This is a genomic window from Alloalcanivorax marinus, from assembly GCF_016785095.1.
Lineage (GTDB): Bacteria > Pseudomonadota > Gammaproteobacteria > Pseudomonadales > Alcanivoracaceae > Alloalcanivorax > Alloalcanivorax marinus_A.
The window spans coordinates 59,724-83,313 of sequence record NZ_JAEKJB010000015.1; the positions used below are offsets into that span (position 1 = coordinate 59,724).

Consider the following 23,590-nt stretch of genomic DNA (forward strand, 5'->3'; position numbering starts at 1 on the left):
CCGCTGTAGGAGCGGCTTTAGCCGCGATCGTGCCGCCTCAGCGGCCCCAGCCGGCGCTGTCGCCGGCCAGACCGAGCACATCCTGCATGTCGTACAGCCCGCGATCGTGCCCGCCCAGCCACAGAGCCGCCCGCACCGCGCCCCGGGCGAAGGACATGCGGCTGGACGCCTTGTGGGTGATTTCCACGCGTTCACCATCGGCGGCGAACAGCACCGTGTGGTCGCCGACGATATCGCCGGCACGGATGGTCTCGAAGCCGATGGTGCGCCGCTCCCGTTCGCCGGTGCGGCCCTCGCGGCCATACACCGCGCACTCCTTGAGATCACGGCCCAGGGTCTGGGCCACCACCTCGCCCATGCGCAGGGCGGTGCCGGAGGGGGCATCGATCTTGTGCCGGTGGTGGGCCTCGATTACCTCGATGTCCACCTCGTCACCGAGCACCGCGGCGGCGGTCTCCAGCAGCTTGAAGCAGAGGTTCACACCGATCGAATAGTTGGGCGCGAAGCAGATGGCGATGTCCTCGCCGGCGGCGCGCAACGAGGCGGTCTGGTGATCATCCAGCCCGGTGGTGCCGATCACCAGCCGGGTGCCGGCGGCCCGGCACACCTCGATATGGCGCGCGGTGGCCTCGGGCACGGTGAAGTCGATGAACACATCCGCGTCGCGAACCACCTTTTCCAGCTCATCCGCCAGGACCACGCCGAGGCGGCCCTGGCCCACCAGTTCACCGGCGTCGACACCGATCAGGCTGGAGCCGGGCACATCCACGGCGGCGGCCAGTTCGGTATCCGGATTGGCCAGCGTGGCCTCCATGAGGATGCGTCCCATGCGCCCGGCGGCGCCAATAATGCCTACTTTCATGATCTTTCCTCAGAGCCCTTCGAAGAAGCGTTTCACGCCCTCGAACCAACTGGTGCGACGCGGATTGTGGCGCTCGCCGCCCTTCTCCAGGGATTCCTGGAAATCGCGCAGCAGGTCTTTCTGTTCGCCGGACAGCTTCACCGGAGTCTCCACCACCACCTTGCAGATCAGATCGCCGGGCGGCCCGCCGCGCACCGGAGTAACCCCCTTGCCACGCAACCGGAACAGCTTGCCGGTCTGGGTTTCCGGCGGCACCTTGAGCTTCACCTGGCCATTCAGGGTGGGCACCTCCAACTCGCCACCCAGGGCGGCATCAACGAAACTGAGCGGCACGTCCACGTGCAGGTTCTCGCCGTCGCGCTTGAAGATGTCGTGCTCGCGCACCGCCACCTGCACGTACAGGTCCCCCGGGGGCGCCCCGTTCATGCCGGCTTCGCCCTTGCCTGCCAGGCGGATGCGGTCGCCGGTGTCGACGCCGGCGGGAATTTTCACCGACAGGGTACGGGTGGTCTGCACCCGGCCCTGGCCACCGCAGTTTCCGCACGGGTTTTCCACCACCTTGCCCTCGCCGTGACAGGTGGGGCAGGCCTGTTGCACCGTGAAGAAACCCTGCTGCATGCGCACCTGGCCCATGCCATTACAGGTCGGGCAGGTGACCGGCTGCTCGCCGGCCTGGGCACCACTGCCGTCGCAAACTTCACAGGTATCCCAGCTGGGCACGCGGATTTGTTCCTCGCAGCCGCGTACCGCCTGTTCCAGGGTCAGCTCCAGGGTGTAGCGCAGGTCGGCGCCACGGGCCGGGCCGCGACGACCGCCGCCGAAGATATCACCGAAGATGTCCCCGAAAATATCGCCGAAACCGCCACCGCCGAAACCGCCGGCGCCACCGCCGCCGAAGCCACCCTGGCCGTTGACGCCGGCATGGCCGAACTGATCGTAGGCGGCGCGTTTCTGCTCGTCGGCGAGCACTTCGTAGGCTTCCTTTGCCTCCTTGAACTTGGCCACCGCCTCCTGGTCATCCGGATTGCGATCCGGATGGTACTTCATCGCCAGGCGACGATAGGCTTTTTTCAGATCCTGCTGGCTGGCGTCCTTGGCCACACCCAGCACGTCATAATAATCGCGTTTGGACATAGAAATTCTCTGTTCGAAAACGCAAACACGCTTCACGCTTGCACGCTACACGCTAAAAAACGCGAAGCGTACTCACGTGAAGCGCGGTGAGCGCTTGGCAACGCGGCAGACCAGCGTGTCAGCGTGCAGCGTGCCGGCGTGCGGACTTATTTTTTCTTGTCGTCGTCGACTTCCTCGAATTCAGCGTCGACCACGTCATCGCCGGAGGCCTTCTGCTGATCACCGGCGCCGGCTTCGGCCTGCTGGGCTTCGGCGTACATCTTCTGCGCCAGAGCCCCGGACGCCTCGGTGAGCGCCTTGGTCTTGGCCTCGATGTCGTCCTTGTCGCTACCCTTGAGGGCCTCTTCCAGCTCGGCGATGGCCTTGTTGATGGCCTCTTTCTCTTCCTCGCTGGCCTTGTCGCCGGCTTCTTCCAGGGTCTTGCGGGTGGCGTGCACCAGGTGGTCGCCCTGGTTGCGCGCCTGCACCAGCTCCTCGAACTTCTTGTCCTCGTCGGCGTGGGCCTCGGCGTCCTTGACCATTTGATCGACTTCATCATCGGACAGGCCGGAGGAAGCCTTGATCTGAATGGTCTGTTCCTTGCCGGTGGCCTTGTCCTTGGCGCCCACATGCAGGATGCCGTTGGCGTCGATGTCGAAGGTTACCTCGATCTGCGGCACGCCACGCGGCGCCGGCGGAATGTCCTCCAGGTTGAACTGCCCCAGGGACTTGTTCTGGGCCGCCTGCTTGCGCTCGCCCTGCAGCACGTGCACGGTCACCGCGGTCTGGTTGTCCTCGGCGGTGGAGAACACCTGCGACGCGTTGGTCGGGATCGTGGTGTTCTTCTCGATCAGCGGCGTCATCACGCCACCCATGGTCTCGATGCCCAGGGTCAGCGGGGTCACGTCGAGCAGCAGCACGTCCTTCACGTCGCCGGACAGTACCGCGCCCTGGATAGCAGCACCGATGGCCACGGCTTCGTCCGGGTTGACGTCCTTGCGGGCGTCCTTACCGAAGAACTCGGCCACTTTCTTCTGCACCATGGGCATGCGGGTCTGGCCGCCCACCAGGATCACGTCGGTGATGTCGGAGGCTTTCACGCCGGCATCGCTGAGCGCGGTCTTGCACGGCTCCAGGGAGCGGGTCACCAGCTGCTCGACCAGGGATTCCAGCTTGGCCCGGGTCACTTTCACCACCAGGTGCTTGGGACCGGTCTGATCGGCGGTGATGTAAGGCAGGTTGACCTCGGTCTGTTCCGCGGAGGAAAGCTCGATCTTGGCTTTCTCGGCGGCTTCCTTGAGGCGCTGCATGGCCAGGGCGTCGCCACCCAGATCAATGCCGGAGTCCTTTTTGAACTCATCCGCCAGGTAGTTGATGATCGCCAGGTCGAAGTCCTCGCCACCCAGGAAGGTGTCACCGTTGGTGGCCAGCACCTCGAACTGATGCTCACCGTCCACCTCGGCGATCTCGATGATGGAGATGTCGAAGGTACCGCCACCCAGGTCGTAGACCGCGATGGTGCGATCACCGCCTTTCTTGTCCAGACCATAGGCCAGGGCCGCGGCGGTGGGCTCGTTGATGATGCGCTTGACCTCGAGGCCGGCGATGCGCCCGGCATCCTTGGTGGCCTGACGCTGGGAGTCGTTGAAGTAGGCGGGCACGGTGATCACCGCCTCGGTGACTTCCTCGCCCAGATAGTCTTCCGCGGTCTTCTTCATTTTCTTGAGGACCTGCGCGGAGATCTGCGGCGGCGCCATCTTCTCGCCCTTCACTTCCACCCAGGCGTCACCGTTGTCGGCCTTGGTGATCTTGTAGGGCACCATTTTGATGTCCTTCTGCACCACGTCGTCTTCGAAACGACGACCGATCAGACGCTTGACCGCGTACAGGGTGTTGGTGGGGTTGGTCACCGCCTGACGCTTGGCGGCCTGACCGACGAGGATCTCGTTGTCCTCGGTGTAGGCGATGATGGACGGCGTGGTGCGCGCGCCCTCGGCGTTCTCGATGACCTTGGTTTTGTCCCCTTCCATGACAGCGACACAGCTGTTGGTGGTGCCAAGGTCGATACCAATGATCTTACCCATAATGCTCCATTCTCCTTCACACGGTCCGGACCCCGAATGGCCGCCCGGACAGCTGAACCTTAATGACCTGCCAGCTATATGGCGGCTGGCGGTGGCTTTTCAAGAGAGGCGCCGCGCGCCTTATTCGGCCTTGCTGACCACCACCCGGGCCGGGCGGATCAGGCGACCGTTGAGTTGATACCCCTTCTCCAGCACCTCGATCACGGTGTTGGGCTCGGCATTGGGTGCCGGCACCATGGTCATCGCTTCGTGGTGCTCCGGGTTGAAGGGCTGCCCCTGAGGATCGATCTGCTCGAGGTTGTATTTGGCGAACACATCGAGCAGCACCTTGAGGGTCAGTTCGAGCCCCTCGCGGGCGGGCTTGAGCGCCTCGTCCTCGGGGTTCAGCGTGGCCAGGCCCCGCTCCAGGCTGTCCGCCACGGTGAGCACATCGGCGGCGAACTTCTCCAGCGCGAACTTGTGAGCACTCTCCACATCGCGCTCGGCGCGGCGGCGCACATTCTGAATTTCCGCCTGGGCACGCAGGTCGGCCTCGGCCAGCGCCTTTTCCACGCGGGCGAGCCGATCGCGGGTTTCCGCCAGCTCGTCCTCGACGCCGTTGCCGTCCTGCTGCCCGGACGCCACCTGTTCGGCTTCCGCCTCGGGGCGGGCACCTTCGTTGATTTCGGCCTCGTCGGCCGGCTGTTTTTTGTCCTGTTCGCTCATATCCACTCCAGACATCCCGAATTCTGGGAAAGCGGGCAAAGATATGGGAACGCCGGGGAGGGATTCAAGGGCGACGACGACGCGCGCCCCGGAACCGCCGAGTCACGGCCTACAATTGGGTAAGCGCGGCGGAGAGGATGCGGGCGGTGATGTCCACGGTGGGAATCACCTTCTCATAGTCCATGCGGGTGGGACCGACCACCGCCAGCACCCCCATGGGACCGTTGTCCACCCGGTACGGAGCGGACACCAGGGAATATTCCTCGAACGGCTGGTAGCCGGATTCGCGGCCGATGAATATCTGCACGCCGTCCGCCTTCATGCTGCGTTCCAGCAAATGCAGAATGTCACGCTTTCGATTGAACGCATCGAACAGGTCGCGCAGCTTGTCGATGCTGTCCAGCCCGGCACTGTCGATCAGATTGGACTCACCGGACACCACATAGTCGGAGTCCTCACGCTCCGGGCGCAGCGCCTTGCCGGCCACGTCCAGAGTGGTCTGCATCATTTCATCGAGCTGGGCGCGATCCGCCTCCATGGTGCTGAGCAGGCCTTCACAGATACCGTCCAGATCGCAGCCGGCGTAGGTCTGGTTGATGTAGTTGGCGGCCTGACGCAGCTCCACCTCATCGTATTCCCGGCTGGTCTGGATGATGCGGTTCTGCACCTCGGAGCGGTTCACCACCAGCACCACCAGCACCCGCTGGCCGGATAACGGCAGGAATTCCACCTGGCGCAAGGTGGTGACCTGACGGCGCGGCACCGCCACCAGCCCGGCCATGCGGGTCAACTCCGCCAGGGTTCGCGAAGCCTGGGACACCAGCGCCTGGGGAGATTGATCCGGCGCCAGCATGCGCCGCAGTTCATCGCGCAGGCGGGCGTTGTCCGGCCGCTCCATGGTGCTGGAGGCAAGCAGGGTGTCCACGTAAAGCCGATAGCCCAACTCGGTGGGAACCCGGCCGGCGGAGGTGTGCGGGCTGGCCAGCAAGCCCATTTCCTCCAGCTCGGCCATGATGTTGCGGATGGTGGCCGGGCTCACGCTGAGGCCGCTGCCGGCCGCCAGGGTCTTGGAGCCCACGGGTTGCCCGTGACGGATATGGCGCTCCACCAGGGTCATCAACAACCGTTGCTTGCGTTCGTTCAGTTCCAGCCTGGACATATACTTCAAATACCAAGAAAGACGACTCAGTATAGCCTGATTCCCGGCGCCCATTTTCGGCGTCCGGCGGCGGCGCCGTCCAGTGCCCCGGGACAGGGGCTTACACTGGCGGCGGGAATGCCCTAACATCCTCACAACTACTGGCCAGAAGGACAGTCCATGCTGACCCATCTCAGTGTTCGCCACTTCGCCACCGTGGACCAGCTGGAGCTGGAACCCGAGGGCGGCCTGACCGTGATCAGCGGCGAGACCGGCGCCGGCAAATCGGTGCTCATCGACGCCCTGTCGCTGACCCTGGGGGAACGGGCGGACAGCGCCGTGGTGCGGCCCGGCTGCGAACGCGCCGAGGTGCTGGCCACCTTTCACCTGGGCGACAACCCGGCGGCCCGTGCCTGGCTCGCCGAGCGCGAGCTGGACGACGGCGACGAATGCCTGCTGCGCCGCACGGTACGCGCCGATGGTCGCTCCCGCGCCTACATCAACGGCACCCCCACGCCACTCACCGAGGTGCGCGACCTGGGCGAACACCTGATCAGCATCCACAGCCAGCACGAACACCAGGCCCTGCTTCGCAAGGAAACCCACCGCGCCCTGCTCGACAACCTGGCCGAAGCCGGAGACCTTGCCACCAGGGTACGTGAGCGCTGGCGCGAGTGGCAGGCCGCCCGGCGCGCCCATGACGACGCTCTGGCCAGCGCCCGGGAGCAAACCGAGCGTCAGGAGCTGCTGCGCTTCCAGCTCGAGGAACTGGATGCCCTGGCTCTGGCCGAGGGCGAGCTGCCGGAGCTGGAGCAGGAACAGCAGCGCCTGGGCAACGCCGACGCCCTGATCCGCCTGTGCCAGCAGGCGGTCACCGCCCTTTACGACGGCGAGGACGGCACCGTCAACGACCACCTGGGCCAGGTCAGCCACTGGGTGGAGGAAGCCCGCGCCAGCGACGACGCCCTGGCCGGCGTGTTCGATACCGTGGAATCCGCCCGCCTGCAGGTGGAGGCCGCCGCCGAGGACCTGCGTCACTACCTGGAGAGGCTGGACCTGGACCCGGAACGGCTCAATCACGTGGAAGAGCGGCTCGGCCAGGCCTACACCCTGGCCCGCAAGCACCGCCTGCGCCCGGAGGAACTGGTGGAACACCACCAGCGCCTGGCCGAGGAAGCGGACACCCTGGAACATTTCGACGAACACCTGGAAGCCCTCGCCGCCACCGAGCAAAAGGCCCGCGACGCCTACATGAAACAGGCCCAGGCGCTGGGCCGGCGACGCCGCGACGCCGCCGGCATACTGACCCGCGACGTGCTCAAGCAACTCAAGGCCCTGGGCATGAAGGCCGCCCGCCTGGAAGCGGTGGTCGAGGAAAGCAAACCGGGACCGGACGGGCTCGAGGAGGTGGAATTCCGCTTTTCCGCCAACCCGGGCCAGCCGCCGCGCGCCCTGGCCAAGGTGGCCTCCGGCGGCGAGCTGTCCCGGGTGAGTCTGGCGATCCAGGTGATCTGCGCGCGCAACCTGACCGTGCCCAGCCTGGTGTTCGACGAAGTGGACGTGGGCGTGGGCGGCGGGGTCGCCGAGATCGTCGGTCGGCTGCTGCGCGAACTGGGTGATCACGCCCAGGTACTGTGCATCACCCACCAGCCCCAGGTGGCCGCCCAGGGCCACCAGCACTGGCAGGTGCACAAACTGCAGGGCAAGGACAGCACCCGCACCCGCATTCAGCCCCTGGCGGAAACCGCCCGGGTGGAGGAAGTGGCGCGCATGCTCGGCGGCGTGGAAATCACCGAATCCACCCTGGCCCATGCCCGGGAAATGCTCGACAAGGGCCAGCGGGTCGCCTGAACGCACCCCGCCCGGATTGCCTGACGGCAATCCGGGCGGGGTGTTTCATGGGGCTGGCGGCGCGTCCCGGCGGGTGCCGCGGCGCAGGCTGGCGGGAAGGCGGCTTACTTCTTGCCGCCCTTGGGCTTCACATAAAGCACCAGGGAGTGGTCGACGATCTCGTAACCGTGCTCCTCGGCGATGCGGTGCTGACGCTCCTCGATCTCCTGGTCCACGAACTCGATCACCTCGCCGGTCTCCATGCACACCATGTGATCATGGTGATCCTCGTCGGCCAGCTCGAACACCGCGGAACCGCCTTCGAAGTTATGGCGCAGCACGATACCGGCCTGCTCGAACTGGGTCAGCACCCGGTAAACGGTGGCCAGCCCCACGTCCTCGCCGGCGTCCATCAGCGATTTATAGATGTCCTCGGCGCTGAGATGCCGCTCCTTGGAGGATTCCAGCTGCTGCAGAATTTTCATCCGCGGCAGGGTCACCTTCAAGCCTGCTTTTCTAAGATCCTGATTATCCAAAACAATTGCTCCGTATGCCGCCAGCGGGGATTCCTGATTCCGTGAGGAACCTTGTTCCCCTTCAACAAGTCTGTATTATCGCCCGGACATTATGCCAAGTCGAAACATCATGCCAAGGACCTTTCTCCTATCCCTGTTATTGGCCGGTCTTCTCACCGGCTGCAGCTCCCTCCGCTTCCCCGGGGTATACCGTATTGATATCCCCCAGGGCAACGTGGTGACCGAGGACATGCTGGCCGAACTGGAACCGGGCATGAGCCCGGAACAGGTACGCTTCGTGCTGGGGCCGCCGACCCTCACCGACCCCTTCACCCCGGACACCTGGTACTACCTGCTGCATTACCAGCCCGGCAAGGCCGATACCGTCGAGCAGGACATCGTGGTGTTCTTCGAAAACGGTCAATACAGCCATTACCGGGGCGAAGTGGTGGCCAATGTGCGCGAACGGACCTCCGGTCGCCGAGACCGGGAGCTGGAACAGCGCGCCGAGGACCGCCGCGAAGGCAATGTGGTGGATCAGGAGCCGCTCAACGATCCGGCCCCGGAACCGGGCGCCCAGAGCACCCCGGACGCCACCACCGTTCCCCTGCCCCGCGACGGCTGAAGACGCCGACAGGCCCTGCTAGCGTGAACGCTCCGCCCGGGCCCGCCGGGCGGCCTTCGGGTCGATGCTGAGCGGCCGGTAGATCTCCACCCGCTCGCCGTCCGCCAGTACGCGCCGGGCCGGGTCCGGCTCCGCCTTGCCGAAGATGCCCATGGGCATATTTTCCAATTCCAGCCCCTCGAACTGCCCGGCGATACCGGACTGGCGCGCGGCGTCCAGCATGGTGGTCCCCGGCGCCACCTCCAGGGCGACCAGGCGCTGCTTGTCCGGCAGCGCGTAGACCACCTCCACGCGGATCGACTCAGCCACCACCACCTCCGACCGCGGACCAGATCGAGTAGAGAATCAGGGCGATCACCGCCAGCGGCGAGAACACCCTCACCAGGGCCCGCCACACCAGGTACAGCGGGAAGCTCTTCATCGCCAGCTCCTTGCGCACCTGGGTCTCCTTCATCACCCAGCCGGTGAACACGGCGATCAGCAAGCCGCCCAGCGGCAGCAGAATACTGGTGGACAGGAACTCGATATTGTCGAAGAAGGTACCCATCAGGAAGGTATCTTCCTTCCACAGATTGAACGAAAGCACCGAACCGATACCCAGCACCCAGGCCGCCAGCCCCACCATGGTGGCGGCCACGCCGCGCTTGTGACCGCGCTCCACCAGCCAGGCCACCATCGGCTCGCCCAGGGAAATCGAGGAGCTCCAGGCGGCGCACACCACCAGCACGAAGAACAAGCTGCCGAACAGAATGCCACCGGGCATCTGGCCGAAGGCCAGCGGCAGAGTGACGAACATCATGCCCGGCCCCTGGGCCGGCTCCAGCCCGCCGGTGAACAGCAGTGGGAACATGGCCAGCCCGGCGCCCAGAGCCACCAGGGTGTCCAGGGCCGCGATAATGACCACCGACGAAACGATCGATACCGGCCGGGAGCGGCCGCTCTTCTTGTCCTTGATCTCGCGGGGCATGTAGGCGCCGTAGGCCATGATCGCGCCCATCCCCAGGCTGAGGGTGAAGAACGCCTGGCCCAGGGCGATGATCACCGCCTCTCCGGACAGCTTGGAGAAATCGAACGCGAACAGGAAACTGACGCCCTCGGCGAACCCCGGCGTGGTGGCGGCGTAACCGATCAACACCACCAGCAGCAGGAACAGCAACGGCATCAGCACTTCCACCGCCCGCTCCAGACCCCGTTTCACCCCCAGGGCCACCACGCCCATGGTCAGCACCATGAAAGCGGTGTGCGAGCCCATCATCAGCCAGGGATTGGCCTGCATGGCCTCGAAGTTAGCCTGGGACTGCATCGCCGTAAGCCCCTGGAACATGCCGGTGACCGCCTCCCAGACGTAGATCAGCGCCCAGCTGGCGACCACGGAATAGAACGACAGAATCAGAAAGCCGGCCAGTGCCCCCAGGTAGCCAATGCCCTTCCAGCGCTGGCTCACCTTACTCTGCTCGGCCAGCCGCCCCATGGAATGAATCGGGCTGAGGCCACCCCGGCGCCCCAGCAGCACTTCGGCGATCATGATCGGCACGCCCATCAAGGCGATGCAGAGCAGATACAGCACCACGAAGGCCCCGCCGCCATACTCGCCGGTGATGTACGGAAACCGCCATATGTTGCCCAGGCCCACCGCGGACCCGGTGGCGGCAAGAATAAAGACCCACCGGCTGGCCCACATGCCGTGGACCGGCTTGTTCTGTTCGCTCATCGGCTATCAACCCCTCGACGCAATGCGGCCATTGTCTTGATTTTCCAGGGACCCCTCAAGGGACAGTGCGTGAACGCTCACCCACCCCGACGAACGGCGCCCTCGCCAGAACCGCGGGCACTCTCTATAATCGCCGCCCCATGGGCAAAGCGAAAAAGCAAAAGTCGACGTCCGACGCCATCGCGCAGAACCGCAAGGCGCGCTTCGACTATCATCTGGAAGAATTCTTCGAGGCCGGCCTGGCCCTGGAAGGCTGGGAGGTTAAGTCCCTGCGCGCCGGCAAGGCCAACCTGACGGAATCCTACATCCTGCTCAAGGATGGCGAGGCGTTCCTGTTTGGCGCCCGCTTCGAACCCCTGCCCGCCGCCAGCACCCATTTCGTGCCGGACCCGCAGCGCAGCCGCAAGCTGCTGCTGCACCGCAAGGAGCTGGCCAAGGTGTTCAGCGGCGTGCAAAAACAAGGCTTCACCTGCGTGCCGGTGAACCTGCACTGGAGGCGGGGCCGGGTGAAACTGGACATCGCCCTGGCCAAGGGCAAGCAGAAACACGACAAACGGGCCACCGAGCGCGAACGCGACTGGAACCGCCAGAAGCAGCGTATTCTGCGCCAGCACTGATCGCGACCAAAGTCGCTCCTACAGCAATCCCGTAGGAGCGACTTTGGTCGCGATTTCGCCAGACTCGATTAAAACGCCTTGCCGGTGCGGCCATGGCGGCGGCGCCAGCCGCGCACCTCGTCACGCACCCACCAGTACACCCGCAGCCAGGCACGCAGCACCGCCGGCAGAAAGTACACCGCGAACAACAGCACCGGAATCCGGGCGTCGCCGCTCACCGCCACCAACGCCGCGATACCGCCGGCGTATAATGCCACCGCCAGCACCAACTGCAGGGTACGCGCCAGCAACGGACGCGCCGCCACCGGCGCCAGGGCTTTCTCGACAACCTGTTCAGCTGACCGGAAGATCGCTTTCATGATCTCGCTCCCTCTTTAAACGGATGGGTTAGCGGCTGACTTTGTCATCGGTATTCGAGGCTCGCTTTGACCAGAATCATGCACCCGGGCAATGACAACGCCATGGCATTCGGGTCTGATTGTCCGACAAGGCGTACAAAAAACCGGCAATGCGGCCCTCTTTGAGCATTCTCAACAAATAAAGCGCCCCTTGGCTTTCCTCCCGGCGCCCCCATCTCCTACAATACGCCGCTTGGCCTGTGCGGCCAGATCACAGGGGGCGACATGGATTCGACGCCGGTAAAGAAACCTGTGGTGCATGTCGAGTAGCGTCGCAATGCTCGTAAATTCCTTGTGGCATTTTAAAGTAATCGCAAACGACGATACTTACGCACTAGCGGCTTAAACCCCGCTTATCGCCAAACGACCCAGCCTGTGGGGAAGTGCGGCGAGCATCGCTACACAGGCTCGCGGCAAAGTCCGTCCCGGACGGCGCCGTTAAAACTCTTAGGGACTCGGTGACTGCGCCCTGTCGGTCGGGCCGCAGCCACTTAAATCAATAGACCAGACTAAACATGTAGATCCACAGGCGGATTGCTGGCGGACGGGGGTTCGATTCCCCCCGCCTCCACCAACGCAAAGAAAAAGGGGCACCCCAAACGGGGTGCCCCTTTTTCTTTGCGCGGTCGGGGGTGGAGGGTTAAGAACCCCCGTCGGGGTTCGACAAGCGAAGCAAAGCTTCGCGCAGGACGTCCCCGCCCCGCGGGGACGGTCCCGGCCAAAGGCCGGGATGGCCGGATCGCCAAAAGCGATCCGGCCACCTTCCCCCCGCCGGCCCGCCACCCCCACCCTGCCCCCAAACCACCCACCCACCCCACAAAAACGCACCATAAAAGTGCATCCATCCCATGAACCCCCAACATTCACCACCTAAATACCCCTAAACCCTTCACTTTCCTGCCAATTTTCGTGTATACAAGAACGGCACATAACTTGCTCCATGCCCTGAAACCGCCCAGGGCGGCCTCGATATGCTGGGGATGCGCCGCCGGGACGGACCACAAAGCCGTTGAAGGAGTCACCTTTTGGAATTCCTGGATCAATACAGCATCGCCTGGCTGGCGGGCCTGGTGGTGGCGCTGCTGGCCACCGGCGTGATCGCCGGCGTCATGGCCGGCCTGTTGGGGGTGGGCGGCGGCATCGTCATCGTGCCGGTGCTCTATCATCTGTTCACCCTGCTGGGCGTGGACGAATCCGTGAAAATGCACGTTGCGGTGGGCACTTCCCTGGCCACCATCATTCCCACCTCGATCATGTCGGCACGGGCCCACGCCGCCAAGGGCAACCTGGATTTCTCACTGCTCAAGACCCTGGGCCCGGCGCTGGTGATCGGCGTGCTGATCGGCACCTGGCTGAGTGGCTACCTGGGCGGCACCGCCCTGACCGCCATCTTCGCCGCCGTGGCCCTGCTGGTGGCCGCCAACATGGCGTTCCGTACCCAGGGCGGCGCGCTGGCCGAATCACTGCCGCCGACCCCGTTCAAGCAATTGATCGGTACCGTGATCGGCGGCTTCTCCACGCTCATGGGCATCGGCGGTGGCACCCTGACGGTGCCGATCCTGACCCTGTTCAACTATCCGATTCACAAGGCGGTCGGCACCGCCGCCGCCATCGGCCTGTTCATCAGCGTGCCCGGCGCCATTGGTTTTCTGCTGCATGGCATGGACGATCCGGGCCGGCCGCCGTTCACCGTGGGCTACGTGAACCTGATCGGCTTTATTCTGATCGTGCCAATGACCATGCTGATGGCCCCGGTGGGCGCGCGCCTGGCCCACGCCATCAACGCCACCCGGCTGCGCCAGGCGTTCGCCGTGTTCCTGTTCCTGACATCCCTGCGGATGTTCTACGGCCTGCTCTGAGGAATCACCATGCTGCATACCAAACGCGCCCTCGGCGGTGTCTTCGTCGCCCCCCATCACCTGGCCGCCCAGGCCGGTCGGGACGTGCTCCGCGAGGGAGGCAACGCCGCCGAAGCGATGATCGCGGCGGCGGCGGCGATCGCCGTGGTCTACCCGCACATGAACGCCATCGGCGGCGACGGCTTCTGGCTGCTCGCCGAACCCGGCCAGGCGCCCAAGGCCATCGAAGCCTGCGGCCCCGCGGCCGCCGCCGCCGACGCGGATTTCTACCGTGCCCGCGGCCACGACGTGATCCCGTCCCGGGGGCCGCTGGCGGCGCTCACCGTGGCCGGTACCATCGGCGGCTGGGAGCGCGCCCGGGAAATCGCCGAGCGGTGGGGCGGTCGCCTGCCTCTACCGCGACTGCTGGACGACGCCCGGCGCCACGCCCGCGACGGCGTGGCGGTCACCGCCAGCCAGGAAGGCCTGACCCGCGCCAAACTGGCGGAGCTGGCCGACGTCCCCGGCTTCGCCGACGCCTTCCTGCTCGACGGCCAGGTTCCCAAGGAAGGCCAGGTGCTGCGTCAACCGGCCCTGGCCGATACCCTGGAGCGTCTGGGCCAGGCCGGCCTGGATGATTTCTACCGGGGCGAGCTGGCCGCCGCCCTGGCGGCGGATCTGGCCCGGGCCGGCAGCCCGCTGACCGGGGACGACCTGGCCGCCTACCGGGCCCGGGTGGTGGAACCGCTGTCCACCCGGCTGCGCACCGCTACCCTCTACAACCAGCCACCGCCCACCCAGGGCATGGCGTCGCTGATGATCCTGGGCATGTTCGACCGCCTGGGCGTCACCGAGGCGGAAGGCTTCGACCACATCCACGGCCTGGTGGAAGCCACCAAGCAGGCGTTCCTGATCCGCGACCGCCACTGCACCGACCCGGCCTACATGGACGTGGACCCGGCGGACTTCCTGTCCGGCGATGACCTGGCCGAACGGGCCGCCGGCATCGACCCCACCCGCGCCCTGCCCTGGCCGCAACCGGCGCTGCCCGGCGACACCATCTGGATGGGCTGCATCGACCGCGAGGGCCGCTCCGCCAGCTTTATCCAGAGCATCTACTGGGAATTCGGCAGCGGCGTGGCGCTGCCCGCCACCGGCGTGCTGTGGCAAAACCGGGGCATCAGCTTCTCTCTGGACGAAAACGCGCCCCAGGCCCTGAAACCGGGCCGCAAGCCGTTCCACACCCTGAACCCGGCCATGGCCCGCTTCGACGACGGTCGCACCATGGTCTACGGCACCATGGGCGGCGAAGGGCAACCGCAAACCCAGGCGGCGGTGTTCAGCCGTTACGGGCTGTTCAACCAGTCGCTACAGCAGGCGGTGACCGCGCCGCGCTGGCTGCTGGGCCGTACCTGGGGCGAGGAAAGCACCAGCCTGAAGCTGGAGGCCCGCTTCGAAGCGGAGCTGGTGGAAAAGCTGCGCGACGCCGGCCACCAGGTGGAAGTGCTGGACCAGGACTTCAGCGACACCATGGGCCATGCCGGCGCCGTGGTGCGCCATCCGGACGGCGTCATCGAAGGCGCCAGCGATCCGCGCAGTGACGGCCTGGTGGCAACGCTGTAACCCGTTTCAACCGAGCAACCCTCGGCGGCGGCACGGCCCCTTCCCGGTCGTGTCGTCCGCCTTCTTTTTTCCCCTTTCCTTTCTTCTCCCGCCTTCTCCTCGCCGGGCCTGTGTATACATTCGGAGCACAGCGCACCAAGGCGGATCATTTTTTGTGGGCAATAAATATTCAAGCCTTTGATTAGGAAGGGCTTTTCTGTTTGGCACAAAGCCTGCTCTGTTCCTGTCGTCCTTATCCGATTGGCAGGAGAACAGCATGTTGAACCGACTGATCCGCCCGCTCACCGTGGTGGCGCTATCCCTGGTCACCTTGAGTCTGGGCACCCTGACCGCCCAGGCCGCCACCGTGGTCAAACTGCACCACGACCTCACCGAGGACAGCGCCCAGCACGAAGGGGCCCTGCGCTTCAAAAAGCTGGTGGAAGAACGCAGCAACGGCGACATCCAGGTCAAGATCTTCCCCAACAACGCCCTTGGCGACGACGTCCAGGTGGCCCAGCAGATGCAGTTCGGCGCGGTGCAGGCGGCGCCCATTCCCACCGCCAAACTGAGCGGCTTCAACAAGCAGCTTCAGTTGATCGACCTGCCCTTCCTGTTCCCCTCCCGGGACATCGCCTATCAATTCCTGGACGGCCCGGTGGGTCAGCGCGTGCTGGATGGCCTGCGCGACGCCGGCTTCGAACCGGCCAGTTTTTGGGAGAGTGGCTTCAAGCAGATGACCTGCAACAAGCCGGTGCATGAACCCGCGGACCTGGATGGCGCCAAGTTCCGCGTCATGGAAAGCCCGTTGTTGATCGCCCAGTACAAGGCGGTGGGCGCAAACCCGGTGCCGATCGCCTTCTCGGAAACCTACACCGCCCTGCAGCAGGGCGTGGTGGATTGCCAGGAGAACCCGCTGGTATCGATCTCGCAAATGAAGTTCTACGAGGTCCAGGACTACCTGATGCTGTCCAACCACGGCTACCTGGGCACCGCCTTCATCTTCAGCAAGGTGTGGTTCGACAAGCTCCCCGAAGCGCAGCAAACAATCCTGATGGACGCCGCCCGGGAAGCCGGCCAGTACCAGCGTGAGCGCTCCGTCGCCCGCGAACAGGGCTACCTGGACGGCATCAAGGAAGCCGGCGGCACCGAGGTGGTGGTACTCAATGACGAGCAAAAGCAGGCCTTCCGCGATGCCATGGACCCGGTCTACGAGGAATTCGGCGCCATTCTCGGCGAGGACCTGATGCAGGCCACTCGCCAGGAACTGGATCGTCTCAACGAGGGGCAATAAACAGCCCCGGGGAGTTAGCGTCATGTGGCAACGATTCAGTCGCGGCCTGGCCAGGGTGGAGGCGGCGTCCGTGGGCGCCCTGATCCTGTTCGCCGCCGTCATGCTGTGCGTGCAAATCACCGCCCGCGCCCTGTTCAATCATTCGTTCAGCTGGGCCGAGGAGAGCGTGCGCTACGCCATTATCTGGATGGTGTTCCTGTCCTGTGGCCTGGCGTTCCGGCAGGACGCGCACATCAACATCGACGTGCTGCGCCAGTTGCTCCCCGGCCCGGCGCGCAAGGTGCTGGAAGTGATCATCATCCTGGCCTGCGCGGCGCTGGCCGGACTGCTGGTCTGGTACGGTGGCGCCATGGTCGCCACCCTGTACCGTTTCGGCCAGGTATCGCCGGCCATGGAGGCGCCCATGTACCTGTTCTACCTGGCGATCCCGGTGAGCGGCGTGCTTATGCTGATCCGCCTGGGCGAATCCCTGGTACGGGTGCTGCGTTGCAAGCCGGCGCCCTCCACGGCGCCGGTACTGGCGGGGTAGCGGCATGGGCGCGGGATTCTTCGTGATGGTATCGGGTCTGCTCACCGTGGGCCTGCCAATCTTCGTGGCGCTGCTGCTGGCGGTGTTCATCGGCCTGCACCTGGAAAACGGCACGCCGCTGATGCTGATCATTCAGCGCATGTTCTCCGGCCTGGACAGCTTTCCGCTGATGGCGATTCCGCTGTTCATCCTGGCCGGCAACCTGATGAGCACCGGCGGTCTGTCCCAGCGCATCCTGCGCGTGGCCATGCTGCTGGTGGGCCCGATGCGTGGCGGCCTGGCGATGACCACCGTCACCGGCTCCATGTTCTTCGGCGCCATCTCCGGCTCCAGCCCGGCCACGGTGGTGTCCATCGGTCGCATGATGCTGCCCACCATGACCGAGCAGGGCTACGACAAGAAGTTCACCCTGGGCCTGCTGATGGCCACCGGTGCCCTGGGCATTATTATTCCGCCGAGCATCTTCATGATCGTCTACGGTGCCGTGGCCGGCGTTTCCATCGGCGCCCTGTTCATGGCCGGTATCGGCGCCGGCCTGGTGTACGGGGCGGTGTTCTTCGCCTACTGTTTCTACCGGGCCCACCGGGACGGCCTGGAACCGAAGCCCTGGCCCGGCCTGGAGGAATGGCTCAGCGCCGTGGGCGAGGCATCCTGGGGACTGGCGATTCCGGTGTTGATCCTGGGTGGCATCTACGGCGGCATTTTCACGCCCACCGAGGCGGCCGCCGTGGCGGTGGCCTACGCCGCCTTCGTGGGGCTGTTCGTGTACCGGGAACTGGACCTCCCCGGCCTCTGGAAGGTATGCGTGGACAGCGCCGTGGTCACCGCCCAGGTGATGGTCATCATCTCGGCGGCGGCGGCGTTTTCCTGGTACCTGACCTCCAGTGGCATCACCGAGACCATCGCCGGCGGGCTGCTGGCGCTCAGCGACAATCCCTGGACCCTGCTGCTGATGATCAACCTGGTGGTGCTGGTGGCCGGTATGTTCCTGGACCCCAACTCCATCGTCATCATCCTGGTACCGTTGATCGTCAACGTGGCCCGGGCGGTGGGCATCGACCTGGTGCATCTGGGCGTGATCCTGTGCGTGAACTGCGCCATCGGCATGTTCACGCCACCGTTCGGCATGAACCTGTTCGTCGCCAGCGGCCTGGGCGATGTGCGCTACGCGGAGGCGGTGCGCGGCGCCCTGCCCCTGGTGTGGCTGGCACTGCTGGCCCTGGTGATCGTCAATGTGTTCCCGGGAATCAGCCTGTGGCTGCCGCGCTCCGTGATGTCGGGCCTTTGAATCTGTTTGGAGATACGAGTGAAACTGGACAACGGCTTTCTGGACTTCGACCCGGTCCACCTCGCCCCTACTGGTAGCGGCCCCCTGGACGGGCTCCGCTTCGCCGCCAAGGATGTTTACGATATCGCCGGCACCGTCACCGGCGTCGGCCACCCGCTCTATCGCGCCACCCACGCCCCCGCCGAGCACACCTCCCCGGTGGTGACCGCCCTGCTGGCCGCCGGCGCCGAACTAGTGGGCAAGACCCACACCGACGAACTCACCTACAGCCTGGCCGGCCAGAACATACACTACGGCACGCCGCCCAATCCGGCGGTGCCGGACGGCATCCCCGGCGGCTCCTCCAGCGGCTCCGCCTCGGTGGTGGCCGCCGGCCTGGTGGATTTCGCCCTGGGCAGCGATACCGGCGGCTCGGTGCGAGTGCCGGCCAGTTACTGCGGTATTTATGGGCTGCGCCCCACCCATGGCCTGGTCGACGACCGCCACACCGCGCACCTGGCGAAAAGCTTCGACACGCTCGGCTGGTTCGCCCGCGACGCCGCCACCCTGTTGGCGGTGGGTCGGCAACTGCTGCCCGCCTACACCGGTCCGGCGTTGCGGCGTCTGTGCCCCCTGCGGGAAGCGCTGACCATGGCCGGCGAGAACCTGGCCGGCCAGCTTAACGAACTCACCGCCGAGGGCTTCGCCGGGCTGAGCCCCGGCGAGCCGGTATCCGTGGGCCCGCTGCGGGCCTTCTTCGATGCTTTCCGGCCGGCCCAGGCGTTCGAGGCCTGGCGCTATTTTGGCGACTGGATCAGCGAACACCGGCCTGAATTCGGCCCCGGTATTCGTGAACGCTTCGCCGCCGCCGCCGACGTCACGCCGGCCCAGGCCGCCGAGGCCCGCGAGGCCTGCGACCTGCTGCGCCGCCGGGTACGCCAACTGGTCGCCGACGGCACCGTGCTGTGCCTGCCCACCACGCCCACCGCGGCGATTGCCCTGGACGCCAGCGACGCGGCGGTGGACGAGGTGCGCCTGCGCACCCTGTGCATGACCGCGGTGGCCGGCACCGCCGGCCTGCCACAACTGACCCTGCCGTTGCTGCATGACGAGCGCGGCCCGGTGGGCCTGTCATTGATCGGCCCGCCAGGGGCTGACCTGGCGCTTCTGCAACTGGCCGCACGATGGGAGAACGGCTAATGTCCCAGGAACTGGATATCCCGGAAGTGATCGAGGAAGTGAGCGCGGCTTTCCAGGAATACGAAAAAGCCTTGGTAAATAACGACGTGGCGGTGCTGGATCGGTTATTCTGGGAGGATGCCCGGGTGGTGCGTTACGGCGCCGGGGAGAACCTGTACGGCTACGACCAGATTCAGGCGTTTCGCGCCGGCCGCCCCGGTGGCAATTTGGCCCGCACCCTGCATAACACCCGTATCACCACCCACGGCCGCGACCTCGCCACGGTCTGGACCGAGTTCCACCGGCCGGGCAATCCGCGCACCGGGCGTCAAAGCCAGGTGTGGGCACGACGGCCGGAGGGATGGCGCGTCGTCGCCGCCCATGTATCGTTCATGGACGAGGGTTAATAACAATGAACGAGCAGTTTTCCGTGCAAGTCCCGATGGACTCGGATCGCCCGCTGGCGGAACAGATCCGGCGCGTCCTCTCAGATGAAATTCTCAGCGGCGTTCTGCCGCCGGGCACCCGCCTGGATGAAATCGCGCTCGCCAATCGCTTCGATGTGTCACGCACGCCGGTCCGTGAGGCGCTGCGGGAGATGGCGTCCGCCGGCCTGGTGGAACACCAGCACCGGCGTGGCGTGTTCGTGATCGAGATCCCCGATCAGCGGCTCGCGGACATGTTCGAGTACGCCGCGGAGATGGAAGCGGTGTGCGCGCGCATGGCGGCGACCAAGATGAGCCGGGCGGAACGGGAGGAGCTGCTGGCCGTGCATCTGGACAGCCACGTGCACGTGGTCAACGAGGACATGGACGCCTACGACGCCGCCAACCTGCGCTTCCATGAACGGCTGTTCCGGGGTTGCCACAACAGCTATCTGTTCGAAGCGGCGATGGCGGCGCGCTCACGGGTGCTGGCCTACCGGCGGGTGCAATTCACCGTGGGCGACCGGTTGTCCAACTCCTTCGCCGAGCACAGCGCCATCGTCATGGCCATCGTGCGCGGCGAGAGCGAGCACGCGGCGGAACAGATCCGCGACCACGTGCTCAGTGCCCACCGTACCTCCAAGGATCTGCTGGAACGCCGCGCGCCCCGGGACGGCGATCAGGAGTCGCCGGACTTCCAGGTTTCCTGAATGAAACGCAGGTCGTAGGCTTTCCGGTAATCCAGTCCCTCAGGCAGGGTGCCGGCCTCGACCATGTCCTGGTAGAACGACTGCCAGCGTGCGTCGGTCATCATTCCGTACTCGCCGCCCTCGGCGGCGTCCGACAACAGAATTCCCTGCTCCTCCATTTCCCGGATTGAATAGGCGATCAGGTCGTCCTGCATTTCCGGGTTATCCTGTTTGATCAGTGCATTGGCCGGCGCCGGGTTCTCGAAGTAAGCGGCCCAGCCCTCGGCGGTGGCGTCCACCATGGCCTGCACCACTTCCGGTTGCTCCTCGATCATGTCCCGGGTGGTCACCAGGGTGGCGGAATAGGCCCCCCAACCGGCGTCCGCCAGCAGCAGACTCTTGGCATCCACGTTTTCCTTGGCCAGGAAATATCCGTCGTTGGTGATATAGCCCTGCTGGGCGATGGTGGGGTCGGCGATGAACGGGCCGATGGTGTAATCGTAGGGACGCAGTTGATCATCGGTGAAACCGTACTCCGCTTTCAGCCAGGGCCAGTAAGCGACGCGGCCGGCGGTGGGAACGCGGATGCCGGCACCCTTGAGATCGGCGATCTCGTCGTAACCCTGCCCTTCATGAACCATCAGCGATTGCGGGTCCTTCTGGAAAAACGCCGCCACGGTGACCAGCGGCAACCCCTGCTGGACCGCGTTCAGGGCCTGCAGGCTGTAGCTCATGCTGAAATCCGTGGCGCCGCCGAGCAGCAACTGCATGTTGTTGACCTGGGGCCCGCCCATCTTGATGGTCACGTCCAGGCCGTGCTGCTCGTAGAGTCCCATGGCCTTGGCGGCGTACAGGCCGCCGTGTTCCGCCTGGGCGTACCAGGTGGTGCTCACCGTCACCGGCGTCAGTTCCTCGGCCTGGGCCGACAGGGCGCCGCCAAGCAGCGCGCCGGCGAGAGCCACGCGCGTCAGGGTCCAGAGTTTCATCGCTACCTCCACGATTGCATCGTTATTGGCCGTTGCCCGGCATTCGGAAATGGTGAATCTCGGTGAACGCCCGCACCCAGCCATCGATCAGGGAATCCAGCATCCGGCTCCCCTCTTCCGGGCAGGAGCCCGCCGGATCGCCGACCACTCCGCTCTTGCTCAGATCATGGGTCAGCCAGGCGTAGCGGAAACGCCCTTCCGGGGTAAGCAGGCCCTGGTGCGGTGGCGGGTACTCCCCCACCGCCCTGTCGGCGTGCACGTAATCCCCGGCCAGGGCCATCATCAGGCTGGTTTCCGAGCGGCCGGCGTGGATGCCCTCTTCCAGTTCCTTGGTGGAAAGGAACTCACTGGCGCAATTCGGCACCGCCCAGGAAAACACCGGGAACAGACAGAAATCCTGGTATTCGGCGCGCAGATCCCGGGCGATGATTTCCACCACCTGGGGCTGGCCGCCGTGGCCGTTAAGCAACACCAGCTTGCGGAAACCCATGCGGTAAACACTTTCGCCAATGTCCCAGAGAATCCGCATCAGAGTCTCGGCCTTGAGGATCACGGTGCCGGAAAAATTAATGTGCTCGTTGGATTTGCCACACCACACCGGCGGCAACGCGAACGCCGGCACGGATTCCGGCAGCGCCGCCAGGGCGCGACCGGTGAGCTCCGTGGCGATGGCGGTGTCGGTGCACACCGGCAGGTGGGGGCCGTGCTGCTCGATGGCGCCGATGGGCAGCACGATCACCGTGTTTTCCTTGTCCGGCAGCGCCTCGATGGCCGGCGCGGTGAAATACGGCAGGAAACGGGACGGCGGCACGGCGCCGTGGAGCTGGGTCATGCCGCGGCCTCCTCGTCCCAGGTGCGCATCTTGCCGGGGTTGAGCAGGCCCTGGGGATCGAGCCGGCGCTTCATGGCGAGCTGGCCCGGGTCGACGCTGAGCTTGCCGCCGTCTTCCAGGATGTAGGTGTGCGGGTTGCTGATGTGCACGTTCTGCTCCCGGTGGTACTGAATGATCTCGTTGAGACGCTCCTCGGTGGTGTAGCGCACCACCTGGATGCCACTGCAGGTAACGGCACCGTCGGCGCGCAGGAATTCCAGATGCATCATCACTTCCTCGCCGAAGTGCTCGTGCATCTGTTCCACCCGCTGCACGTTCTCCCAGGGCCGGAAACCGCTTTGCAGGTAAGTGATGTCCTTGTGTTTGCGGAAGATGTGCAGGGTGGTGTGGTTCCAGCTGTGCTCGATCATGCTCTTGGTGGTACCGAACACCTCGGCATGGGACTGCTCCTCCACCAGTTCGCCGCCGAATTTCTCGCGCAGCTCGTGGAGCGCGTCCATCCCCGGCTGGTTAACGATGGTGACCACCGCGGTGTGGCCGGCGGCGATCTTGTCTTCCAGGCCGCACATTTGCGGCAACGGGTCCGCCAGCAGGGTGAGCAGCTTCTTCATGGTGCCGCAGGTGCTGCCCAGGGCCTGGCAGAATTTCACCGCCTGCATGAAATCCGGGAAACTGAGCAGGTTCTCGCGCCAGTCCAGGGCCGGGGCCAGGGCGAACTCCAGCTCGCTGATCAGCCCGTTGACACCATAGGCGTGGTAAAGATCGCGGGCCTCGGCGCCGCGCAGTTCCTCGGCCTCGGGCTGCTCCGCCATGCTCAGGGCACGCACGCCCAGTACGTTACCCGGGTCGCCGATGGAGCCGTAGGAAATCGAACCGACGCCGCCGAAACCGCCGCAGAAAAAGCCGCCGGCGGTGGCCAGCCGGTAGGTCGACGGCATCAGCCGCAGCTCCCAACCATGCTCACGGGCGGCCTTGTCGATGTCCACCAGGCGCGCGCCGGCCTGCACCCGGGCCACGCCGTCCTTGATCCAGAGAATTTTGTTCAGGCCACTCATGTCCATCAGCACCCCGCCATGCAGCGGCGTGCTCTGGCCGTAATTGCCGGTACCGCTGCCGCGCAGGGTGAGCGGAATGCGGTGCCGGCTGCAGGCCGCCGCCACCCGCTTTACCTCCTCTTCGCTGGCGGGCTTGACCACCAGTTCCGCCTGCTTGCCACGGAGCCGCTCCACCAGCACCGGACTGAACCAGGCGAAATCCTTGGAGTAACGCTGCAGGGCCCGGTCCTCCATGCTGATTTCCAGGCCGTCCAGGTCCGCGCACAGCTGCTTTAACGTATTGTCGTCGGTCATGG

At 65.3% G+C, this 23,590-nt stretch carries 23 protein-coding genes and 1 other RNA gene; 12 read left to right on the forward strand and 12 right to left on the reverse strand.

Annotated features, from left to right (window positions below; all coding sequences use genetic code 11):
- Positions 1 to 37 precede the first annotated feature (37 nt).
- The 5 genes from dapB to hrcA all read right to left on the reverse strand — a co-directional run bounded on the left by dapB (position 38) and on the right by hrcA (position 5,923).
- Positions 38 to 862 carry a 4-hydroxy-tetrahydrodipicolinate reductase gene (dapB, locus tag JF515_RS17790; RefSeq protein WP_203105795.1) on the reverse strand — a complete coding sequence of 275 codons (825 nt, stop codon included), beginning with the start codon at positions 860 to 862 and terminating at the stop codon, positions 38 to 40.
- Between the two features lie 9 nt (positions 863 to 871).
- Positions 872 to 1,996 carry a molecular chaperone DnaJ gene (gene dnaJ, locus JF515_RS17795; RefSeq protein ID WP_203105796.1) on the reverse strand — a complete coding sequence of 375 codons (1,125 nt, stop codon included), beginning with the start codon at positions 1,994 to 1,996 and terminating at the stop codon, positions 872 to 874.
- Positions 1,997 to 2,142: 146 nt separating this feature from the next.
- Positions 2,143 to 4,059, reverse strand: a complete 1,917-nt coding sequence (gene dnaK / locus JF515_RS17800) for a molecular chaperone DnaK (protein ID WP_203105797.1) — start codon at positions 4,057 to 4,059, stop codon at positions 2,143 to 2,145.
- Between the two features lie 120 nt (positions 4,060 to 4,179).
- Positions 4,180 to 4,764, reverse strand: coding sequence for a nucleotide exchange factor GrpE (grpE, locus tag JF515_RS17805; RefSeq protein WP_203105798.1), 585 nt, complete (start codon positions 4,762 to 4,764; stop codon positions 4,180 to 4,182).
- A gap of 109 nt (positions 4,765 to 4,873) precedes the next feature.
- On the reverse strand, positions 4,874 to 5,923 hold the full coding sequence (gene hrcA / locus JF515_RS17810) for a heat-inducible transcriptional repressor HrcA (RefSeq protein ID WP_203105799.1): 1,050 nt from the start codon (positions 5,921 to 5,923) through the stop codon (positions 4,874 to 4,876).
- A gap of 159 nt (positions 5,924 to 6,082) precedes the next feature.
- On the opposite strand from hrcA, the gene recN reads away from it, so the two are divergent.
- The gene (gene recN / locus JF515_RS17815; protein ID WP_203105800.1) at positions 6,083 to 7,753 is read left to right on the forward strand and encodes a DNA repair protein RecN; all 1,671 of its coding nucleotides are present in this window, start codon (positions 6,083 to 6,085) and stop codon (positions 7,751 to 7,753) included.
- 104 nt (positions 7,754 to 7,857) lie between these two features.
- On the opposite strand, the gene fur is transcribed toward recN, so the two are convergent.
- Positions 7,858 to 8,268: a ferric iron uptake transcriptional regulator gene (gene fur, locus JF515_RS17820; protein WP_203105801.1), complete on the reverse strand. Its 411-nt coding sequence runs from the start codon at positions 8,266 to 8,268 to the stop codon at positions 7,858 to 7,860.
- Between the two features lie 109 nt (positions 8,269 to 8,377).
- Between fur and JF515_RS17825 the strand changes: the two genes are divergently transcribed.
- The gene (locus tag JF515_RS17825; RefSeq protein WP_203105802.1) at positions 8,378 to 8,872 is read left to right on the forward strand and encodes an outer membrane protein assembly factor BamE; all 495 of its coding nucleotides are present in this window, start codon (positions 8,378 to 8,380) and stop codon (positions 8,870 to 8,872) included.
- A gap of 18 nt (positions 8,873 to 8,890) precedes the next feature.
- Here the strand turns inward: JF515_RS17825 and JF515_RS17830 are convergent, their stop codons facing one another.
- Both JF515_RS17830 and JF515_RS17835 read right to left on the reverse strand, forming a co-directional pair.
- Positions 8,891 to 9,181: an RnfH family protein gene (locus tag JF515_RS17830; RefSeq protein ID WP_203105803.1), complete on the reverse strand. Its 291-nt coding sequence runs from the start codon at positions 9,179 to 9,181 to the stop codon at positions 8,891 to 8,893.
- Positions 9,174 to 10,583 carry a sodium-dependent transporter gene (locus JF515_RS17835; RefSeq protein ID WP_203105804.1) on the reverse strand — a complete coding sequence of 470 codons (1,410 nt, stop codon included), beginning with the start codon at positions 10,581 to 10,583 and terminating at the stop codon, positions 9,174 to 9,176. The genes JF515_RS17830 and JF515_RS17835 overlap by 8 nt, the downstream gene beginning before the upstream one ends.
- A gap of 140 nt (positions 10,584 to 10,723) precedes the next feature.
- Between JF515_RS17835 and smpB the strand changes: the two genes are divergently transcribed.
- Positions 10,724 to 11,200: an SsrA-binding protein SmpB gene (gene smpB / locus JF515_RS17840; protein ID WP_203105805.1), complete on the forward strand. Its 477-nt coding sequence runs from the start codon at positions 10,724 to 10,726 to the stop codon at positions 11,198 to 11,200.
- Positions 11,201 to 11,268: 68 nt separating this feature from the next.
- On the opposite strand, the gene JF515_RS17845 is transcribed toward smpB, so the two are convergent.
- Complete coding sequence (locus tag JF515_RS17845) at positions 11,269 to 11,559, reverse strand: hypothetical protein (RefSeq protein WP_203105806.1); 291 nt, start codon at positions 11,557 to 11,559, stop codon at positions 11,269 to 11,271.
- A 255-nt stretch (positions 11,560 to 11,814) separates the two neighbouring features.
- Between JF515_RS17845 and ssrA the strand changes: the two genes are divergently transcribed.
- The 9 genes from ssrA to JF515_RS17890 all read left to right on the forward strand — a co-directional run bounded on the left by ssrA (position 11,815) and on the right by JF515_RS17890 (position 20,442).
- Positions 11,815 to 12,172, forward strand: a transfer-messenger RNA (tmRNA) gene (gene ssrA, locus JF515_RS17850).
- Between the two features lie 451 nt (positions 12,173 to 12,623).
- Complete coding sequence (locus tag JF515_RS17855; protein WP_203105807.1) at positions 12,624 to 13,457, forward strand: sulfite exporter TauE/SafE family protein; 834 nt, start codon at positions 12,624 to 12,626, stop codon at positions 13,455 to 13,457.
- A 9-nt stretch (positions 13,458 to 13,466) separates the two neighbouring features.
- Positions 13,467 to 15,059, forward strand: a complete 1,593-nt coding sequence (locus tag JF515_RS17860) for a gamma-glutamyltransferase family protein (RefSeq protein ID WP_203105808.1) — start codon at positions 13,467 to 13,469, stop codon at positions 15,057 to 15,059.
- Positions 15,060 to 15,315: 256 nt separating this feature from the next.
- Complete coding sequence (locus tag JF515_RS17865) at positions 15,316 to 16,332, forward strand: TRAP transporter substrate-binding protein (RefSeq protein WP_238401170.1); 1,017 nt, start codon at positions 15,316 to 15,318, stop codon at positions 16,330 to 16,332.
- 22 nt (positions 16,333 to 16,354) lie between these two features.
- The gene (locus JF515_RS17870) at positions 16,355 to 16,861 is read left to right on the forward strand and encodes a TRAP transporter small permease (RefSeq protein ID WP_203105809.1); all 507 of its coding nucleotides are present in this window, start codon (positions 16,355 to 16,357) and stop codon (positions 16,859 to 16,861) included.
- A gap of 25 nt (positions 16,862 to 16,886) precedes the next feature.
- Positions 16,887 to 18,149: a TRAP transporter large permease gene (locus JF515_RS17875; protein ID WP_238401191.1), complete on the forward strand. Its 1,263-nt coding sequence runs from the start codon at positions 16,887 to 16,889 to the stop codon at positions 18,147 to 18,149.
- 18 nt (positions 18,150 to 18,167) lie between these two features.
- Complete coding sequence (locus tag JF515_RS17880) at positions 18,168 to 19,328, forward strand: amidase (RefSeq protein ID WP_203105811.1); 1,161 nt, start codon at positions 18,168 to 18,170, stop codon at positions 19,326 to 19,328.
- Positions 19,328 to 19,714: an oxalurate catabolism protein HpxZ gene (gene hpxZ / locus JF515_RS17885; RefSeq protein WP_203105812.1), complete on the forward strand. Its 387-nt coding sequence runs from the start codon at positions 19,328 to 19,330 to the stop codon at positions 19,712 to 19,714. The genes JF515_RS17880 and hpxZ overlap by 1 nt, the downstream gene beginning before the upstream one ends.
- A gap of 5 nt (positions 19,715 to 19,719) precedes the next feature.
- The gene (locus JF515_RS17890; protein ID WP_203105813.1) at positions 19,720 to 20,442 is read left to right on the forward strand and encodes a GntR family transcriptional regulator; all 723 of its coding nucleotides are present in this window, start codon (positions 19,720 to 19,722) and stop codon (positions 20,440 to 20,442) included.
- On the opposite strand, the gene JF515_RS17895 is transcribed toward JF515_RS17890, so the two are convergent.
- The 3 genes from JF515_RS17895 to JF515_RS17905 are packed head-to-tail and all read right to left on the reverse strand — an operon-like array spanning position 20,412 to position 23,588.
- Positions 20,412 to 21,407: an ABC transporter substrate-binding protein gene (locus JF515_RS17895; protein WP_203105814.1), complete on the reverse strand. Its 996-nt coding sequence runs from the start codon at positions 21,405 to 21,407 to the stop codon at positions 20,412 to 20,414. The genes JF515_RS17890 and JF515_RS17895 overlap by 31 nt on opposite strands.
- A 22-nt stretch (positions 21,408 to 21,429) precedes the next feature.
- Entirely contained in the window at positions 21,430 to 22,239 is an 810-nt protein-coding gene (locus JF515_RS17900; RefSeq protein WP_203105815.1) for a creatininase family protein, read from the reverse strand.
- Complete coding sequence (locus tag JF515_RS17905; RefSeq protein WP_203105816.1) at positions 22,236 to 23,588, reverse strand: FAD-binding oxidoreductase; 1,353 nt, start codon at positions 23,586 to 23,588, stop codon at positions 22,236 to 22,238. Before JF515_RS17905 ends, JF515_RS17900 begins: the two co-directional genes overlap by 4 nt.
- Positions 23,589 to 23,590 lie beyond the last annotated feature (2 nt).

What these genes read in the sequence shown, in the direction of transcription:
- dapB (WP_203105795.1), bottom strand. Translation starts at nt 862, where the DNA reads ATGAAAGTAGGCATTATTGGCGCCGCCGGGCGCATGGGACGCATCCTC.
- dnaJ (WP_203105796.1), bottom strand. Translation starts at nt 1,996, where the DNA reads ATGTCCAAACGCGATTATTATGACGTGCTGGGTGTGGCCAAGGACGCC.
- dnaK (WP_203105797.1), bottom strand. Translation starts at nt 4,059, where the DNA reads ATGGGTAAGATCATTGGTATCGACCTTGGCACCACCAACAGCTGTGTC.
- grpE (WP_203105798.1), bottom strand. Translation starts at nt 4,764, where the DNA reads ATGAGCGAACAGGACAAAAAACAGCCGGCCGACGAGGCCGAAATCAAC.
- hrcA (WP_203105799.1), bottom strand. Translation starts at nt 5,923, where the DNA reads ATGTCCAGGCTGGAACTGAACGAACGCAAGCAACGGTTGTTGATGACC.
- recN (WP_203105800.1), top strand. Translation starts at nt 6,083, where the DNA reads ATGCTGACCCATCTCAGTGTTCGCCACTTCGCCACCGTGGACCAGCTG.
- JF515_RS17825 (WP_203105802.1), top strand. Translation starts at nt 8,378, where the DNA reads ATGCCAAGGACCTTTCTCCTATCCCTGTTATTGGCCGGTCTTCTCACC.
- JF515_RS17835 (WP_203105804.1), bottom strand. Translation starts at nt 10,583, where the DNA reads ATGAGCGAACAGAACAAGCCGGTCCACGGCATGTGGGCCAGCCGGTGG.
- smpB (WP_203105805.1), top strand. Translation starts at nt 10,724, where the DNA reads ATGGGCAAAGCGAAAAAGCAAAAGTCGACGTCCGACGCCATCGCGCAG.
- JF515_RS17845 (WP_203105806.1), bottom strand. Translation starts at nt 11,559, where the DNA reads ATGAAAGCGATCTTCCGGTCAGCTGAACAGGTTGTCGAGAAAGCCCTG.
- JF515_RS17860 (WP_203105808.1), top strand. Translation starts at nt 13,467, where the DNA reads ATGCTGCATACCAAACGCGCCCTCGGCGGTGTCTTCGTCGCCCCCCAT.
- JF515_RS17865 (WP_238401170.1), top strand. Translation starts at nt 15,316, where the DNA reads ATGTTGAACCGACTGATCCGCCCGCTCACCGTGGTGGCGCTATCCCTG.
- JF515_RS17870 (WP_203105809.1), top strand. Translation starts at nt 16,355, where the DNA reads ATGTGGCAACGATTCAGTCGCGGCCTGGCCAGGGTGGAGGCGGCGTCC.
- JF515_RS17875 (WP_238401191.1), top strand. Translation starts at nt 16,887, where the DNA reads ATGGTATCGGGTCTGCTCACCGTGGGCCTGCCAATCTTCGTGGCGCTG.
- hpxZ (WP_203105812.1), top strand. Translation starts at nt 19,328, where the DNA reads ATGTCCCAGGAACTGGATATCCCGGAAGTGATCGAGGAAGTGAGCGCG.
- JF515_RS17890 (WP_203105813.1), top strand. Translation starts at nt 19,720, where the DNA reads ATGAACGAGCAGTTTTCCGTGCAAGTCCCGATGGACTCGGATCGCCCG.
- JF515_RS17895 (WP_203105814.1), bottom strand. Translation starts at nt 21,407, where the DNA reads ATGAAACTCTGGACCCTGACGCGCGTGGCTCTCGCCGGCGCGCTGCTT.
- JF515_RS17900 (WP_203105815.1), bottom strand. Translation starts at nt 22,239, where the DNA reads ATGACCCAGCTCCACGGCGCCGTGCCGCCGTCCCGTTTCCTGCCGTAT.
- JF515_RS17905 (WP_203105816.1), bottom strand. Translation starts at nt 23,588, where the DNA reads ATGACCGACGACAATACGTTAAAGCAGCTGTGCGCGGACCTGGACGGC.